A 15,675-nucleotide genomic window follows, 5' to 3' on the forward strand; every position below is an offset into this window, starting at 1 on the left:
TCAGGCGTGGCGCCGCTGCCGCGGCACCGTCGGCAGCCGGAACCAGACGGCCTTGCCCGAGGTGGTCGGCCGGTGTCCGCAGGACGAGCTGAGCGCGCGGATCAGCAGCAGCCCGCGCCCGCCCTCGTCCCACACGTCGGGCTCCTTGTCGCCGGGCCAGGTCAGTTCGTAGGGCGGCATCGGGTCCGGGTCGTGCACCTCGACCTGGCAGCCGCCCGGCAGCAGCTCCACCACGAGCTCTATCGGGGAGTCGCCCACGGTGTGCTCCACGGCGTTCGCCACCAGCTCAGCCGTGAGCAGTTCCGCGGTGTCGCAGTCGGCCCCGTGGTCCAGCTCGGCCAGCACCGTGCGCACGAGCGCACGGGCCACCGGCACGGCCGCGGTGGTGTGCGGCAGCGCGATGCGCCAGGAGGCGGAGGTGGAGGGGCGTTGGTGCAAGGCGGGTCCGTTCATAGCAGGCTGTCCTGCTTTCAACCTTATGAATGGTACGGCGCCGTCCGTCAGAGTCCTCCGGCGGGCGCCGTACGGGACCTTCGGCCCCGATGACGAGCGGCTTACCCGTAACGACGGCTCGCCTCGCACGGCTGATCCGGCCGTAGCCCGTCTGTCGACGATCCGTGACGGATGTGACCCGGCCGGGTCGGATCCGGCCAGCCTTATCGCGCACTCCTGACGACGGTCACAGAAGGGTGATAACTTCGAAGGGCAGAGCTCAGTACGGCAGTGCCCGCCCCCCGAGGAGGCCGCAGTCATGAGTCCCTTCACCGGCTCCGCCGGCCGCACCCCGCGCTGGGAGCACCTGCGCGTAGAGCTCGCCGACGGGGTCGCGACGGTCACGCTCGCGCGCCCCGACAAACTCAACGCGCTCACCTTCGGCGCCTACGCCGACCTGCGCGACCTGCTCGCCGAGCTGTCCCGGGAGCGCGCGGTACGGGCCCTGGTGCTGGCCGGCGAGGGCCGCGGCTTCTGCTCGGGCGGCGACGTCGACGAGATCATCGGCGCCACCCTGTCCATGGACACCGCCCAGCTCCTCGACTTCAACCGGATGACCGGGCAGACGGTGCGGGCGATCCGGGAGTGCCCGTTCCCGGTGATCGCGGCCGTGCACGGCGTGGCGGCGGGCGCAGGCGCCGTGCTGGCCCTGGCGGCGGACTTCCGGGTGGCCGACCCGAGCGCCCGCTTCGCGTTCCTGTTCACCCGCGTCGGCCTGTCCGGCGGCGACATGGGCGCGGCCTACCTGCTGCCCCGGGTGGTCGGACTCGGCCACGCCACCCGTCTGCTCATGCTGGGCGAACCGGTCCGCGCGCCCGAGGCCGAGCGCATCGGCCTGATCAGCGAACTGACCGAGGAGGGCCGGGCCGACGAGGCCGCCCAGGCCCTGGCCCACCGCCTGGCCGAGGGACCGGCCCTGGCGTACGCCCAGACCAAGGCCCTGCTCACGGCGGAGCTGGACATGCCGCTCGCGGCCTCGGTCGAACTGGACGCCTCGACGCAGGCGCTGCTGATGAACGGCGACGACTACGCCGAGTTCCACGCCGCGTTCACGGAGAAGCGGCCGCCCAAGTGGCAGGGGAGGTGAGGTCGCGATGCGCGTCGCGATCATCGGCGGCGGTCCCGGCGGCCTCTACGCCGCGGCACTGCTGAAACGGCTGGACCCCGCCCGCGAGATCACCGTCTGGGAGCGCAACGCCCCGGACGACACCTTCGGGTTCGGCGTCGTCCTGTCCGACGAGACGCTCGGCGGCATCGAGCATGCCGATCCCGTGGTCTACGAGGCCATGTGCGAGGAATTCGTCCGCTGGGACGACATCGACATCGTGCACCGGGGAGCACGGCACACCTCCGGAGGCCACGGTTTCGCGGCCCTCGGCAGGAAGCGCCTGCTGGAGATCCTGCACGACCGCTGCCGCGCCCTCGGGGTGGAGCTCCGCTTCCGCTCCGAGGCCCCGCACCCCGACGAGCTGGCGCGGACGAACGACCTCGTCGTCGCCGCCGACGGCATCAACAGCACCACCCGCGAGACCTACGCCGACGTCTTCCGCCCCCGGGTGACCAGCCACCGCTGCCGCTACATCTGGCTCGCCGCCGACTTCGCCTTCGACGCCTTCCGCTTCGACATCGCCGAGACCGAGTACGGCGTGATGCAGCTGCACGGCTACCCGTACGCGTCCGACGCCTCCACGGTCATCGTCGAGATGCGCGAGGAGGTGTGGCAGGCGGCCGGGTTCGCCGAGCTCGACGAGGCCGGGTCCGTCGAGCGGTGCGCCAAGATCTTCGCGGAGGCGCTGGGCGGCCGGCCGCTGCGCTCCAACAAGTCGGCGTGGACCACCTTCCGCACGGTGACCAACGAGCACTGGTCGCACGGCACCACCGTGCTGCTCGGCGATGCCGCCCACACGGCCCACTTCTCCATCGGCTCCGGCACCAAGCTCGCCGTCGAGGACGCGCTCGCCCTCGCCGCCTGTCTGGAGGAACAGCCCTCCCTGGACAAGGCGCTCGCGGCCTACGAGGAGGAGCGGAAGCCCGTCGTCGCCTCCACGCAGCGTGCCGCCCGCGCGAGCCTGGAGTGGTTCGAGAACCTGGACCTCTATCTCGGCCAGCCGCCGCGCCAGTTCGCCTTCAACCTGCTCACCCGCAGCCGCCGGGTCACCCACGACAACCTCCGCCTGCGCGACGCCCACTTCACCGGTGCCGTGGAGCGCGAGTTCGGCTGCCCGGACGGTACGCCGCCGATGTTCACGCCGTTCCGGCTGCGCGGGCTGACGCTGCGCAACCGGGTCGTGGTCTCGCCGATGGACATGTACTCCGCCGTCGACGGCCTGCCCGGCGACTTCCACCTGGTGCACCTGGGCGCACGGGCCCTCGGCGGGGCCGGCCTGGTGATGACCGAGATGGTGTGCGTCAGCGAGGAGGGCCGGATCACGCCCGGCTGCACCGGCCTGTACACCGCGGAGCAGGCGGACTCCTGGAAGCGGATCACCGACTTCGTGCACGCGCAGTCCCCGGGCACCGCGATCGGCGTGCAGCTCGGCCACTCCGGCCGCAAGGGCTCGACCAAGCTGATGTGGGAAGGCATGGACGAGCCGCTCGAGGACGGCAACTGGCCGCTGACGGCCGCCTCCGCGCTGCCGTACAAGCCGGGCAGCCAGATCCCGCGCGAATTGACCCGCGCCCAACTCGCCCATCTGCGAGAGCAGTTCACCGCCTCCGCCCGGCGTGCCGCCGACGCCGGATTCGACCTCCTCGAACTGCACTGCGCCCACGGCTACCTGCTCTCCGGCTTCCTCTCCCCGCTGACCAACCGCCGCACCGACGGCTACGGCGGCTCGCCGGAGAACCGTCTCCGCTTCCCGCTGGAGGTCTTCGACGCGGTGCGCGAGGTCTGGCCGGACGAGAAGCCCATGACCGTCCGCATCTCCGCCACCGACTGGGCCGAGGGCGGCACGAGTGCCGAGGACGCCGTGGCGATCGCCCGCGCCTTCGCCGCGCACGGCGCCGACGCGATCGACGTGTCGACCGGTCAGGTCGTCTCCGACGAACGCCCGGCCTTCGGCCGCTCCTACCAGACCCCGTACGCCGACCGCATCCGCCACCGCGTCGGCGTCCCGGTGATCGCGGTCGGCGCGATCTCCTCCTGGGACGACGTCAACTCCCTCATCCTGGCGGGCCGCACCGACCTCTGCGCCCTGGCCCGCCCCCACCTCTACGACCCCCACTGGACCCTCCACGCGGCAGCCGAACAGGGCTACGTCGGCCCGGGCGCCATCTGGCCGGAGCCGTACCGCGCGGGCAGCCGCCGCCCCCAGACGGGCCGCACGGACGCTCCCAAGCAGCGGCTCAAACTGGGGAGTTGACGCTCGCCATCCCCGCAGTCAGGGTCGCGCCGTCCGCCGGGTCGATCAGGATGAACGCGCCGGTGCGGCGGGAGGCGGTGTAGTCGTCGAGGGGGAGAGGGGCGGCGGTGCGCAGGGTGACGCGGCCCAGGTCGTTCGCGGCCAGCCCCGCCGCTCCTGCCAGGTCCTTGACGATGGCCTTGACCGTGCGGGTGGTGTGCCGGAGCAGGACGCGGTCGCCGACGCGCAGGGGGCGGTCGGCCAGGTGGCAGACGTTCGCGGTGACGGCACCGGCGCGGGGGCGAAGGCCTTCAGCGCCAGGTGCAGCATGAGGATGGAGTCCTTGCCGCCGGAGAAGAGGATCACCGGCCGTTCGAACTCACCCGCCACCTCACGGAAGATGTGCACCGCCTCGGACTCCAGCGCGTCCAGATGGGACAGGGCGAAGCTCCGCGTCGCCGCGCTCACACCAGCCCCCGCTCCGCCAGCACCGCGTGCACCGCGTCCGCCGACTCCCGCGGCGTCTGGTCCTGCGTCGGCAGCACAAGGTCCGGGTCCGACGGGGGCTCGTACGGATCGTCGACGCCCGTCAGCCCCACCAACTGGCCCGCGGCCTGCCGGGCGTAGAGCCCCTTCACGTCCCGCTCGCTGCACACCTGAACCGGCGTGGCGACGTGCACCTCGATGTACGGCGTGGAACTGGCTTCGTGCCGCCCCCGCACCGCCTCGCGGCTGTCCGCGTACGGCGCGATGACCGGGACGACGGAGAGCACGCCGTTGCGTGCGAGGACCTCGGAGACGAGGCCGATGCGCTGGACGTTGGTGTTGCGGTCCTCCCGCGAGAAGCCGAGGCCCGCGGAGAGGAAGCGGCGTATCTCGTCGCCGTCGAGGACTTCCACACGATGTCCCTCGGCCCTCAGGCGTTCCCCGAGGTGGCGGGCGATCGTCGTCTTGCCCGCGCTCGGCAGTCCGGTGAGCCAGACCGTGGCTCCCTGAGCCCGTGCCCTGGTGGTCATGCGCAACTTCCTCTTTTCTTACCTTGGGAGGCTCCGAGGGACCCTAGGTAAGAACCTTGAGAAGAGTGATAGAAGAAGCTGAGGGTTCCGTGAGTGACGCGCGTTGTGTCTGGGATCACACGCCCGCGAACTCGGCCCCCGCGTCCCTGAGCCGCGCGTGCAGTCCCCGGAAGACGGCCGCCGAGCGCACCCCCGGCCAGTCCTCGGGCAGGAGGCGGGCCGGCAGGCCCGGGTCGACGTAGGGGAGATGGCGCCAGGAGTCCAGGGCGAGCAGGTAGTCGCGGTACGCGTCCTCCGGCGAGGTGTCCGTCCGGTGCTCCCATCCCTGGAGCACGGGTCCGTGGCGGTCGAGGAACGCCTCGTGCTCCTTGGCGATCGCGGCCAGGTCCCACCAGCGGGCCACCGCCTCCGCGGTCGCCGCGAACCCGAGGTGCTCGCCGCGGAAGAGGTCGACGTACGGGTCGAGGCGCAGCCGCTGGAGCGTGTGCCGGGTCTCCTCGTACAGCCCCGCGGGAGCGATCCACACCCCCGGCGTCGCCGTGCCGAAGCCGAGCCCGGCCAGCCGGGACCGCAGCACGTGCCGCTTCTGCCGCTCCGACTCGGGCACGGAGAACACGGCGAGCACCCAGCCCTCGTCCTCGGGTGGGGTCGTGGCGTAGATCCGCCGGTCGCCGTCGTCGAGCAACTGGCGCGCGTCCGGCGAGAGTTCGTAGCCGGCCGCACCTTGGGCCGTGCGGGCCGGCATCAGCAGCCCGCGGCGTTTGAGCCGGGACACCGACGAGCGGACCGAGGGGGCGTCCACGCCGACCGCGGCCAGCAGCCGGATCAGTTCGGCCACGGGCACGGGGCCCTCGGCGAAACGGCCGTAGGCGCCGTAGAGCGTGACGATGAGAGACCGCGGTGCATGCTGGTCGGACACGTTGATCATCTTAGGTCGTCGGCATCAGTGCTGGTCACCATCGGTTTCACGTTCGACCTCCGGTTCGCTGCGCAGCCGGAAGCGCTGGAGCTTGCCGGTCGCGGTGCGCGGCAGCGCGTCCAGGAAGACGATCTCGCGGGGGCATTTGTACGGTGCCAGCTCGGACTTGACGAAGGCGCGCAGGGCTTCGACGTCCCGCTCGGCACCCTCCTTGAGCACGGCGTACGCCACGACCACCTGCCCGCGCGCCTCGTCGGGCCGCCCCACGACGGCCGCCTCCACCACGTCCGGATGGCGCAGCAACGCGTCCTCGACCTCCGGTCCCGCGATGTTGTACCCGGCCGAGATGATCATGTCGTCGGCGCGGGCGACGTAGCGGAAGTAGCCGTCGCCGTCGCGGACATACGTGTCACCGGTGATGTTCCAGCCGCCGCGCACATAGACGTGCTGCCGCGGGTCGGTGAGGTAGCGGCAGCCGACGGGGCCGCGCACGGCGAGCAGTCCGGGTTCGCCGTCGGGCACGGGGTTGCCGTCCTCGTCCTGCACCCGCGCCCGCCAGCCCGGTACGGCCGTGCCCGTCGTCCCGGGTCTGATGTGCTCGTCGGCCGCGGAGATGAAGATGTGCAGCAGCTCGGTGGCGCCTATGCCGTTGATGATGCGCAGCCCGGTCCGGTCGTACCAGGCCTGCCAGGTGGCGGCGGGCAGGTTCTCGCCGGCCGAGACGCAGCGGCGCAGTGACGCGACGGCGTGGGTGTCGAGCTCGTCCAGCATCGCGCGGTAGGCGGTCGGCGCGGTGAACACCACGGAGACCCGGTGCTCGGAGATCGCCGCCAACAGCTGCTTGGGATGGGCCTGTTCGAGCAGGAGCGAACTCGCGCCGGCGCGCATCGGGAAGATGACGAGACCGCCGAGCCCGAAGGTGAAGCCGAGCGGCGGGCTGCCCGCGAAGACGTCGTCCGCGCGGGGCTTGAGCACATGCCGCGAGAAGGTGTCGGCGATCGCCAGCACGTCCCGGTGGAAGTGCATGCAGCCCTTGGGGCGGCCGGTCGTGCCCGAGGTGAACGCGATGAGCGCGACGTCGTCGGCCGCGGTGTCGACGGCCGGGTACGGGGTGTCGGGCGCCGGCCGGCGCAGCAGGTCGTCGGGGGCGTCGCCGCCGTACGTCGTGATCCGCAGGCCGGGTATCTCGGCCTTCGCCAGGTCGTCCACGGCCCGTATGTCGCACAGCGCGTGCCGCACCTCGGCGATCCCGCACACCGTGCTCAGCTCGTGCGGGCGCTGCTGGGCGAGCACGGTGACCGCGACCGCGCCCGCCTTCAGTACGGCCAGCCAGCAGGCCGCGAGCCAGGGCGTGGTCGGGCCGCGCAGCAGGACGCGGTTGCCGGGGACGACGCCGAGATCGCGGGTGAGGACGTGCGCGATGCGGTCGACGCGGGCACGGAGCTCGCCGTACGTCCAGGACGGGCCCGCGGGGGTGTGGAACACCGGGCGCGCGGGGTCGGCGTGGTCCAGCAGTTCGGCGGCACAGTTCAGCCGATCGGGGTAACGCAGCTCTGGCAGATCGAAGCACAGTTCGGGCCAGTCCTCGCGCGGCGGGAGGTGATCGCGCGCGAAGGTGTCGACGTGGGCCGAGACGTTCATGGCGGTGCGCCCCCTTGCCGTTCTGGCCGTCGTGGTGGGCTCGCGCTTCGAGCGTATCGTGTTGGTGACGACAGTCAACGGTACGCGATACGGTCAGGGGAGGCGCTGAGGAGAGGGGACCGGCAATGCCCGCATTCTCGCTCGAACCGGAACAGATCGCCTGGTGTGGCGAGCTGCGCACCCTGGCCGCGGAGCAGTTGCGCCCGCTCGCCGAGAAGGGCGAACCGGGGCACGTCAACCGCGCGCTCGTCGCGGAACTGGGCCGGCTCGGGCTCCTGGGGCGGCTGTTCACCTCGGGCGCCCTGGACCTCTGCCTGATGCGGGAGTCCCTGGCGTACGCCTGCACGGAGGCCGAGACCGCCCTCGCCCTGCAGGGCCTCGGCGCGCATCCGGTGCACGCCTGCGGCACCCCGGCCCAGCGCGACCGCTGGCTGCCGAAGGTCGCCGACGGCACTGCGGTGGCGGCCTTCGCGCTGACGGAACCGGGGGCGGGCTCGGACGCGGCGGCGCTGGAGCTGCGCGCGGAGCCGGAGCCGGAGCCGGGGCAGGCGCCGGAGTCCGGTGGGTCGCTCGCGGCCGAAGCCGACGGCCGTACCGGCTGGCGGCTCACCGGCGAGAAGTGCTGGATCTCCAACGCGCCCGAGGCCGACTTCTACACCGTCTTCGCCCGGACCACGCCCGGCGCGGGCGCACGGGGCGTGACGGCCTTCCTCGTCCCGGCCGACCGGACCGGGCTCACCGGAACGGCCCTCGACATGCTCTCGCCGCACCCCATCGGCGCCCTCGACTTCGACGCCGTACCCGTCACGGAGGACGACGTCCTCGGTGAGGTGGACCGCGGGTTCCGGGTCGCGATGGGAACCCTGAACCAGTTCCGCCCCAGCGTCGGCGCGTTCGCGGTCGGCATGGCGCAGGCGGCGCTGGACGCGACTCTCGCGCACACGTCCCGACGGGACGCGTTCGGCGGCAAGTTGAAGGATCTGCAGGCCGTCGCCCACCAGGTCGCGGAGATGGCGCTGCGCACGGATGCCGCCCGCCTCATGGTCCACGCTGCGGCGTCGGCGTACGACGAAGGCGCCCCCGACGTCCCCAAGCGCGCGGCGATGGCGAAGCTGCTCGCCACCGAGACCGCGCAGTATGTCGTCGACACGGCCGTCCAGTTGCACGGCGCCCGCGCCCTGCGCCGCGGCCATCTGCTCGAGCACCTGTACCGGGAGGTGCGCGCCCCGCGCATCTACGAGGGGGCGAGCGAGGTCCAACGCGGCATCATCGCCAAGGAGTTGTACGCCGGCATGGAGACAGTGGAGGAATCGCAGTGAGCACCGAGCGTGTCAATCCGCCCGACCTGTCCCCGGCGACGGGCTTCTCCCACGCCGTGGTCGCCACCGGCTCCCGCGTAGTCCTGCTGGCCGGCCAGACCGCTCTCGACGCCGACGGCAAGGTCGTCGGCGACACCCTCCCCGAGCAGTTCGCGCGGGCTCTGGCCAATCTGCTCACGGCCCTGCGCGCGGCGGGCGGCACCCCGGCCGATCTGGCCCGGGTCACCGTCTACGCCACCGATGTCGCCGCCTATCGCGCCCACGCGCCCGAACTGGGCCGTATCTGGCGGGAGTCGGCGGGCCGTGACTATCCGGCGATGGCCGTCGTCGGGGTCGTACGCCTGTGGGACGAGCAGGCGATGGTGGAGCTCGACGGGTTCGCCGTGCTGCCGTAGACCGTCCTACGCGGCGATGGTCAGCCGCTCCGCGGGCACCCGGTGCGGCGCGACGGCCCGGCCGTCGGACGTCAGCTCACCGGTGTCGTCGAAGACGATCGCGCCGTCGCACAGCAGGCTCCAGCCCTGCTCGGGGTGGGCGGCGACGACGTGCGCGGCGCCGGCGTCGAAGGAAGGGCACGAGGACTGGTGGGAACACATGGCGCACCTCCACGTCGGTCGGGACCGTCCGTCCGGTCCCTATGGACAGACCATGCTCCCCTCGTGAACTCATCGGAACGGGCCGCCGGGAAGCGTGACAACACGCGGACAACCCCCGGACGGTTCCACGACGGTCGGTGCGGACTCGCCACCGAAGGGGTGACGGTCACGGCCGTCGGCGTTCTCGCCGGGTACCAGTGGAAGCCCCCACCTACAGGAGGTTTCCCATGACCAAGCGTCCCGCCCTGGCCCTCGCCGCCGGTGCCGCGCTGTTCCTGCTCGCCGCTCCGGCCGCCCCGGCGACCGCGGCCCCGCAGCGGGCCACGGACGTGCAGGAGACGGTGACCGTCGACCCGACGGGCCACATCGCCGAGGACGGCACCGTCACGCTCTCCGGCACGTACCGCTGCGTCGGCAGCGACGGACCGGCCTTCGTCAGTTCCAACGTCCGGAAAAGTTCCACGACCTCCTCCGGGGGCAGCACGACCGTGATCCAGGGCATCGGCGGCACGATGGCCATCTGCGACGGTGCGAAGCACCGCTGGGAGAACAGCAGCGTGCCGTCCCCGGAGGTCGAGCCGGGCAAGGTCAGCGTCGAGGCCACGGTCACGGAGCTCCACTTCCAGGGCATCCTGCCCCTGCCCCGCTTCCACGCCGTGGAGCGGCACGAGGTCACCCTGACCAAGGTCTGACAGCCGTCCCGTCGCGCCGCCGAACCGGGAGGCCGGCGGCGCGCGGCAGGTCCGGAACGGACCGGGCGGAGCCCAAGACGATCTACTTATCCCTCGCGTGACGACAAGATATTGTGCAAGTACGGCATCGGGTCACCGGCAGCGAGGGGTGTGACGGGCATGGCGAAGGACGCGTCCGCGCGGCCGGTGGTCAGCAGGCGCCGGGAGGTCGGTGACACGAGCGCCCGTTCGCTGCTGATGACCATGCTCGGCGAGTACGTCCTGCCGCGCGGCCGGCCCGTGTGGACGTCGGCTCTGGTGGAGGCGCTCGCGCTGTTCGGCGTGGAGGAGAAGTCGGCCCGCCAGTCCCTGGCCCGTACCGCCGCGGAGGGCTGGCTGGCCTCGGAGCGGGTGGGCCGCCGGGTGCGCTGGGCGCTGACCCCGCCGGGACGCCGGCTGCTGACCGAGGGCGCGCAGCGCATCTACGACTTCGGACGCGAGGAGCGCTCCTGGGACGGCACCTGGCTGGTGGTCCTGGTCTCGGTGCCGGAGTCCAAGCGCGACCTGCGCCACCGCGTCCGCACCCGGCTGAGCTGGGCCGGCTTCGGCTCCCCTGAGCCCGGCGTGTGGATCACATCGCGCGCCGACCGGGAGGCCGAGGCACTCGCCGTGCTGAAGGAACTCGGCCTGGCCGACGACGCGATGTCCTTCTCCGCGGCCTACGGCGCCGTGGGCAGCGAGCCGGCCATGGTCGCCCGCGCCTGGGACCTGAGCGAGGTGGAGGACCGCTACGAGTCCTTCATCGACGAGTTCACGGGCCTGCACCCGGCGGACGGCGACGCCGTCCTGCACGACCTGACCAGGCTGGTCCACGAATGGCGCCGCTTCCCCTTCCTGGACCCACGCCTCCCGGCGAAGCTCCTCCCCACGGGCTGGAGCGGAGCGCGGGCTGCGGACCTCTTCCACAGCAGGCACGCGGACTGGAGCACGGCGGCACAGCGGCGCTGGGAGGAGCTGGAGGGCTAGCGCCCCCGGGCCCGGCCGGCTAGGGCCCAAGCCCCCGAGGACCGCCGGTCACGTCGCCTCCTCGGAGCGGACCATCTCCCGCAGCACGTTGCGCCGGATCTTCCCCGTCGGCGTGCGCGGCAGCTCGGTCAGGCCGACGACCGCGCGCGGCCGCTTGAACGCCGCCAGGCCCTGTCGGCACCAGGCGACCAGCGCCTGCGCGTCGACCTCGCGCCCGGCCCTCGGCACCACGCACGCCACGGGCTTGTCCAGCCCGTCCGCGTCGCGCGCACCCACCACGGCGACCTCGGCCACGTCCGGATGGGCCAGCAGCCGCTCCTCGACCTCGGCGGGCGAGACCCAGATGCCGCCCGCCTTCAGCAGGTCGTTGGTGCGGCCCATGCAGGTGTACGTGCCGTCGCCGTTGCGTACGTACGTGTCGCCGGTGCGCACCCGGTCGCCGAGGAAGACCTGACGGGTGGTCGCGGCCCGGCACCAGTACCCGGTGGCGGCCGACGCCCCGCGCACGTACAGCTCGCCGGGCACGCCCTCGCCGGCCACCACCCGGCCCTCCGCGTCCCGCAGCTCCACGGCGTACCCCGGAACAGGCTCGCCGGAGGAACCGGGGTGGACCCGTCCCCGCCGGTTGGAGATGAAGATGTGCAGCATCTCGGTCGACCCGATCCCGTCGAGCACCTCGACGCCGAACCGCTCCCGCATCCCCTGGTAGATCCGCGCGGGCAGCGCCTCACCGGCCGAGACGCCCACGCGTACGGTCCCGAAGGCGTCGTCGGGGATGTCGAGGCTCGCCAGCAGCGCCCCGAGGAAACCGGGCACCCCGTACAGGACCGTGGCCCGGTCGGCCGCCGCCCGTTTGGCGAACAGCGCGGGCGAGGGCCGGGCCGGCTCCAGCAGCGCCGTGGCGCCGGCCGACAGCGGGAAGAACATCGAGTTGCCGAGGCCGTAGGCGAAGAACAGCTTCGCCACCGACAGGCAGCGGTCCCCGGGGCCGATGCCGAGCACCTGCCGCCCGTAGTTCTCCGCGACGAGCCTGATGCCGTCGTGCCGGTGCATCGCCGCCTTGGGCGTGCCCGTCGTACCGGACGTGTAGAGCCACAGGGCGGGGGAGTCCGGCCAGGTGGGATACGGCCCCTCGTCCGTGCCGGCGGCCCGCAGCCGCTGCCACTCCTCGCCCAGCACGACGTGCTCGACCTCCGGAGCCTCCTGTACGGCCGCCCGCACCAGGGGCGCGAACTCGGCCGATCCCAGCACCACCCGCGTACGGCAGTCCGCGATCAGGCTGCCCAGTTCCGGCCCGGTGAGCATGGTCGAGGCGGGCACGGCCACCGCGCCGACGCGGAAGGCGGCGAGGATGCCGGTGAACAGCTCGACGTCGTCCGCCATGCAGAACAGGACGCGCTCCTCGGGCCGCACCCCGAGGGCCCGCAGCCCGGCCGCCACCCGGCGGACCTCGCCGGACAGCTCCTCGTAGGTCAGGGACCGGGTGGGCGTCACGACGGCCGTGCGAGCGCCGTTGCCGTCCGCCACCTGCCGGTCGACCAGCCACTGCGCCGCGTTGAACAGCTCGGGCATGACGGCCGCCTCACACCAGTCGGACGTACTCGTAGTCGAAGGGTTTGCCGTTGATTCCGTTGACCGGCGGTGCCACCCAGCTCGCGATCCTCCCGCGCTCGTACACCGGCTGCATCAACGACCGTACGAAAGCCAGGTCTTCGGCCGTCGGCAGCCAGTGCCCGCGGCTCGCCTCCCAGGTCTCCTCGTCGACGATCGTGCCGTCGGGCGTGACGTGATGGCCGGAGGCGAGGCCGACGTGGCGGTTGAAGCCGGGGTGCGGGAGCGTCAGCCGGAAGTCGACACAGTGTTCGTCGAGGATGCGGTTCCAGCGCTTGACGCCGGTCCTGCAGTCGGCGATGTACTCGTCGCGCAGGTCGAGGTTGAGCGCGAGCAGCGCGGGAACCTCGTCCACGCCCCAACTCCCGTCCCCGGCCGGCTTGTCCAGCCGTACGCCGTCCTCGGTGAGCCGGTGGTCGTCGCCCCGCCGCTCCTCCTGCCACCGGCCCTTGAGGCCCGCGGTGTAGTAGTTGGCCGCGTTGGTGGAGGTCTCGCTGCCGAACAGGTCCAGGGAGACCGTGTAGTGGAAGTTGATGTACTTCTGGACGATGTCGAGCGGGATGCCGCCGCAGGCCGCGATGTCCAGCGTGTCGTGCTCGCGCACCAGTTGGGCGCTCCGCGTCACCACCCGGTCGACACCCGTGGTGCCGACCATCATGTGGTGCGCCTCCTCCTTCAGCATGAAGACGCAGGTCCGCGACAGCGGGTCGAAGGCGCTCTCCTTGAGCGAGCCCAGCTGGTACTTGCCGTCCCGGTCGGTGAAGTACGTGAACATGAAGAAGGCCAGCCAGTCGGCGGTCTCCTCGTTGAACGCGCCCAGGATGCGCGGCGAGTCGGGGCTGCCCGAGTTGCGGTACAGCAGCGCCTCGGCCTCCTCGCGCCCTTCGCGGCCGAAGTAGGCGTGCAGGAGGTAGACCATCGCCCACAGGTGCCGCCCCTCCTCCACGTTGACCTGGAAGAGGTTGCGCAGGTCGTACAGGCTCGGCGCGCTCAGCCCGAGCAGGCGCTGCTGCTCGACCGAGGCCGGCTCGGTGTCGCCCTGGATGACGATCAGGCGTTGCAGATCGGCGCGGTACTCGCCGGGCACCTGCTGCCAGACCGGCTCGCCCTTGTGCTCGCCGAAGGCGACCCGGCGGTCCGGGGTGGGCTCGGCGAGGAAGATGCCCCAGCGGTAGTCGGGCACGTTGACATGGCCGAAGTGCGCCCAGCCGTCGCGGCCCACCGACACCGCCGTACGCAGATAGACGCCGTGGTTCTCCAGCGACGGGCCCATCTCGCCCCACCAGCCGAGGAACTTGGGCTGCCAGCCCTCCAGCGCCCGTTGCAGCCGCCGGTCGTCGGCGAGGCCGACATTGTTGGGGATCTTGGAGTCGTAGTCGATGGCCGTGGACATCGGGTCACACTCGCTTCCGGTCGTAGACCGCCCGCTGCCCGGTGCCGTAGCGGCGCAACGCGCCTTCTGGACCTGAGGCGTTGGGGCGTACGAAGATCCAGTTCTGCCAGGCGCTGAGGCGGCCGAAGATCTTGGACTCCATGGTCTCCGGGCCGACGAACCGGTGGTTGGCCTCCATCCCGGTCAGCGCGTCCGGGCTCAGCGCGGCCCGGTTCTCCAGGACGAGACGGATCTCGTCCTCCCAGTCGAGGTCGTCGGGCGCGTCGGTGACGAGCCCCAGCTCACGGGCCCGGGCGGCGGTCAGCGGGTGGCCCGCCTCCCGGCGCAGCCAGTCGAGATGGTCGTCCCGGCCGTAGAAACGAGACTGCAGACGCGACAGCCCGTTGCTCATCGGGAAGACGCCGAAGTTGGCCTCCGAGACGACGAGTTGAGCCCGCTCCTCGCTGTCCGGGTCCTCGATCGGCGGCCCGTCCAGCATGTACTGCACATCGCAGGCGAGGGCGAGCTCCAGCAGCAGGCCCGCGAAGCAGCCGCCCGGCTCGATCAGCGCGACGAGGCTGCGGCTGGTGACGTCGAGCCGCTTCAGGGTGCGCTTCCAGTAGTGCAGGACCTCGTTCCCCAGCCAGTCGTCCGGCGCGCCCAAGTACCGCCGCTCGTGGGTGAGTACGCGTTCCGGGTCGCCCTCGGTGCGCAGCACCCAGGTGCCCAGCTCGGGCTCGTTCGTCCGCAGCCGCAGGATCAGGTCGTCCAGTTCACGGGTGAGGGCGAGCAGCCAGCCGTCCTCGTCACCGGGCCCGCGTACGGTGATCCGGACGAGACCGCCCGGGCGGTCGAACTCGGCGCGCACATACCGGTAGAAGATCCCTTTGCCGGTCACCTCCCTCTGCAGCGGCCCGAGTCGGATGCCCTGAACGTCCCCGGGGCGGGGATGGCGCGCCGCCGCCTCCCGTGCCCGCTGCTCCACGATCGCCCGGAACTCCCGCCGCGGCACGACCTCGTCCACCAGCCGCCAGTCGACGGCCGTCTTGCCCCGTACGCCGTCGCTGCGGGTGGCGAAGACGTCGGCCAGGTCCTTGCGCACCCGGCGCTTGTCCGTCAGCCGGGTCAGCCCGCCGGTGCCGGGCAGCACGCCCAGCAGCGGCACCTCGGGCAGGGCGACCGCCGAGGAGTTGTCGTCGATCAGCAGGATGCGGTCGCAGGCGAGCGCCAGTTCGTAACCGCCGCCCGCGCAGGAGCCGTTGACCGCGGCGATGAAGGTGAGCCCCGAGTGCGCGGAGGCGTCCTCCATGGCGTTGCGGGTCTCGTTGGTGAACTTGCAGAAGTTGACCTTCCACTCGTGCGGGGAGCCCGCGAGCATCCTGATGTTCGCGCCCGCGCAGAAGACCTTCTCCTTGGCGCTGGTCAGCACCACGGCCCGCACCTCGGGGTGCTCGAACCGCAGCCGCTGAAGCGCGTCGTACAGCTCGATGTCCACACCGAGGTCGTACGAGTTGAGCTTGAGCTCGTAGCCCGGCACCAGTCCGCCCTGCTCGTCGACGTCCAGCTCCAGCCAGGCGACCGGCCCGTCCGTACGCAGCCTCCAGTGCCGGTACGTCTCCGGGCTCCGGTCGAAGGACACCTCCACCATGCCGAGCGCCTCCTCGCGCCGGT

At 72.1% G+C, this 15,675-nt stretch carries 14 protein-coding genes and 1 pseudogene; 6 read left to right on the forward strand and 9 right to left on the reverse strand.

Annotated elements, in window-relative coordinates; translation table 11 throughout:
• Positions 1 to 453, reverse strand: coding sequence for an ATP-binding protein (locus ACIBN2_RS06465; protein WP_399133058.1), 453 nt, complete (start codon positions 451 to 453; stop codon positions 1 to 3).
• A gap of 298 nt (positions 454 to 751) precedes the next feature.
• On the opposite strand from ACIBN2_RS06465, the gene ACIBN2_RS06470 reads away from it, so the two are divergent.
• The gene (locus ACIBN2_RS06470) at positions 752 to 1,579 is read left to right on the forward strand and encodes an enoyl-CoA hydratase family protein (protein ID WP_399133059.1); all 828 of its coding nucleotides are present in this window, start codon (positions 752 to 754) and stop codon (positions 1,577 to 1,579) included.
• 7 nt (positions 1,580 to 1,586) lie between these two features.
• Complete coding sequence (locus tag ACIBN2_RS06475; protein WP_399133060.1) at positions 1,587 to 3,854, forward strand: bifunctional salicylyl-CoA 5-hydroxylase/oxidoreductase; 2,268 nt, start codon at positions 1,587 to 1,589, stop codon at positions 3,852 to 3,854.
• Here ACIBN2_RS06475 and ACIBN2_RS06480 read toward each other — a convergent pair.
• The 4 genes and pseudogenes from ACIBN2_RS06480 to ACIBN2_RS06495 form a co-directional block, all read right to left on the reverse strand.
• Positions 3,838 to 4,119, reverse strand: a pseudogene (locus tag ACIBN2_RS06480) (hypothetical protein); the annotation flags it as partial. The gene ACIBN2_RS06475 and the pseudogene ACIBN2_RS06480 sit on opposite strands and share 17 nt — an antisense overlap.
• A gap of 178 nt (positions 4,120 to 4,297) precedes the next feature.
• Entirely contained in the window at positions 4,298 to 4,849 is a 552-nt protein-coding gene (gene cysC / locus ACIBN2_RS06485; RefSeq protein ID WP_399133061.1) for an adenylyl-sulfate kinase, read from the reverse strand.
• Between the two features lie 115 nt (positions 4,850 to 4,964).
• Entirely contained in the window at positions 4,965 to 5,777 is an 813-nt protein-coding gene (locus tag ACIBN2_RS06490) for a PaaX family transcriptional regulator C-terminal domain-containing protein (RefSeq protein ID WP_399133062.1), read from the reverse strand.
• Between the two features lie 15 nt (positions 5,778 to 5,792).
• Positions 5,793 to 7,409 carry an AMP-binding protein gene (locus ACIBN2_RS06495; protein WP_399133063.1) on the reverse strand — a complete coding sequence of 539 codons (1,617 nt, stop codon included), beginning with the start codon at positions 7,407 to 7,409 and terminating at the stop codon, positions 5,793 to 5,795.
• Between the two features lie 125 nt (positions 7,410 to 7,534).
• On the opposite strand from ACIBN2_RS06495, the gene ACIBN2_RS06500 reads away from it, so the two are divergent.
• Both ACIBN2_RS06500 and ACIBN2_RS06505 read left to right on the forward strand, forming a co-directional pair.
• Entirely contained in the window at positions 7,535 to 8,728 is a 1,194-nt protein-coding gene (locus ACIBN2_RS06500) for an acyl-CoA dehydrogenase family protein (protein WP_399133064.1), read from the forward strand.
• On the forward strand, positions 8,725 to 9,123 hold the full coding sequence (locus tag ACIBN2_RS06505) for a RidA family protein (RefSeq protein WP_399133066.1): 399 nt from the start codon (positions 8,725 to 8,727) through the stop codon (positions 9,121 to 9,123). Before ACIBN2_RS06500 ends, ACIBN2_RS06505 begins: the two co-directional genes overlap by 4 nt.
• Before the next feature lie 6 nt (positions 9,124 to 9,129).
• On the opposite strand, the gene ACIBN2_RS06510 is transcribed toward ACIBN2_RS06505, so the two are convergent.
• A complete protein-coding gene (locus tag ACIBN2_RS06510) occupies positions 9,130 to 9,324 on the reverse strand; it encodes a DUF5999 family protein (RefSeq protein ID WP_399133067.1) in 195 nt (64 codons plus the stop codon).
• A gap of 227 nt (positions 9,325 to 9,551) precedes the next feature.
• Between ACIBN2_RS06510 and ACIBN2_RS06515 the strand changes: the two genes are divergently transcribed.
• Both ACIBN2_RS06515 and ACIBN2_RS06520 read left to right on the forward strand, forming a co-directional pair.
• Positions 9,552 to 10,016, forward strand: a complete 465-nt coding sequence (locus ACIBN2_RS06515) for a DUF6299 family protein (RefSeq protein WP_399133068.1) — start codon at positions 9,552 to 9,554, stop codon at positions 10,014 to 10,016.
• A gap of 159 nt (positions 10,017 to 10,175) precedes the next feature.
• A complete protein-coding gene (locus ACIBN2_RS06520) occupies positions 10,176 to 11,021 on the forward strand; it encodes a PaaX family transcriptional regulator C-terminal domain-containing protein (protein ID WP_399133069.1) in 846 nt (281 codons plus the stop codon).
• Positions 11,022 to 11,069: 48 nt separating this feature from the next.
• Here ACIBN2_RS06520 and ACIBN2_RS06525 read toward each other — a convergent pair whose 3' ends face one another.
• Genes ACIBN2_RS06525 through boxC form a run of 3 tightly spaced genes read right to left on the reverse strand, consistent with a single transcriptional unit; the run spans position 11,070 to position 15,652 of the window.
• Positions 11,070 to 12,593 (reverse strand): benzoate-CoA ligase family protein, encoded by a 1,524-nt coding sequence (locus ACIBN2_RS06525; protein WP_399133070.1) that lies wholly within the window; start codon positions 12,591 to 12,593, stop codon positions 11,070 to 11,072.
• A 10-nt stretch (positions 12,594 to 12,603) separates the two neighbouring features.
• A complete protein-coding gene (gene boxB / locus ACIBN2_RS06530; RefSeq protein ID WP_399133071.1) occupies positions 12,604 to 14,025 on the reverse strand; it encodes a benzoyl-CoA 2,3-epoxidase subunit BoxB in 1,422 nt (473 codons plus the stop codon).
• A 4-nt stretch (positions 14,026 to 14,029) separates the two neighbouring features.
• Positions 14,030 to 15,652: a 2,3-epoxybenzoyl-CoA dihydrolase gene (boxC, locus tag ACIBN2_RS06535; protein ID WP_399133073.1), complete on the reverse strand. Its 1,623-nt coding sequence runs from the start codon at positions 15,650 to 15,652 to the stop codon at positions 14,030 to 14,032.
• Positions 15,653 to 15,675: the final 23 nt, after the last annotated feature.

Origin of the sequence: Streptomyces sp. NPDC050534, from assembly GCF_044457745.1 — a bacterium.
Classification (GTDB): domain Bacteria; phylum Actinomycetota; class Actinomycetes; order Streptomycetales; family Streptomycetaceae; genus Streptomyces.

Excerpts from the sequence above, each read along its gene's own strand:
- ACIBN2_RS06465 (WP_399133058.1), bottom strand. The coding sequence starts at position 453 with ATGAACGGACCCGCCTTGCACCAACGCCCCTCCACCTCCGCCTCCTGG.
- ACIBN2_RS06470 (WP_399133059.1), top strand. The coding sequence starts at position 752 with ATGAGTCCCTTCACCGGCTCCGCCGGCCGCACCCCGCGCTGGGAGCAC.
- ACIBN2_RS06475 (WP_399133060.1), top strand. The coding sequence starts at position 1,587 with ATGCGCGTCGCGATCATCGGCGGCGGTCCCGGCGGCCTCTACGCCGCG.
- cysC (WP_399133061.1), bottom strand. The coding sequence starts at position 4,849 with ATGACCACCAGGGCACGGGCTCAGGGAGCCACGGTCTGGCTCACCGGA.
- ACIBN2_RS06490 (WP_399133062.1), bottom strand. The coding sequence starts at position 5,777 with ATGATCAACGTGTCCGACCAGCATGCACCGCGGTCTCTCATCGTCACG.
- ACIBN2_RS06495 (WP_399133063.1), bottom strand. The coding sequence starts at position 7,409 with ATGAACGTCTCGGCCCACGTCGACACCTTCGCGCGCGATCACCTCCCG.
- ACIBN2_RS06500 (WP_399133064.1), top strand. The coding sequence starts at position 7,535 with ATGCCCGCATTCTCGCTCGAACCGGAACAGATCGCCTGGTGTGGCGAG.
- ACIBN2_RS06510 (WP_399133067.1), bottom strand. The coding sequence starts at position 9,324 with ATGTGTTCCCACCAGTCCTCGTGCCCTTCCTTCGACGCCGGCGCCGCG.
- ACIBN2_RS06515 (WP_399133068.1), top strand. The coding sequence starts at position 9,552 with ATGACCAAGCGTCCCGCCCTGGCCCTCGCCGCCGGTGCCGCGCTGTTC.
- ACIBN2_RS06520 (WP_399133069.1), top strand. The coding sequence starts at position 10,176 with ATGGCGAAGGACGCGTCCGCGCGGCCGGTGGTCAGCAGGCGCCGGGAG.
- ACIBN2_RS06525 (WP_399133070.1), bottom strand. The coding sequence starts at position 12,593 with ATGCCCGAGCTGTTCAACGCGGCGCAGTGGCTGGTCGACCGGCAGGTG.
- boxB (WP_399133071.1), bottom strand. The coding sequence starts at position 14,025 with ATGTCCACGGCCATCGACTACGACTCCAAGATCCCCAACAATGTCGGC.
- boxC (WP_399133073.1), bottom strand. The coding sequence starts at position 15,652 with ATGGTGGAGGTGTCCTTCGACCGGAGCCCGGAGACGTACCGGCACTGG.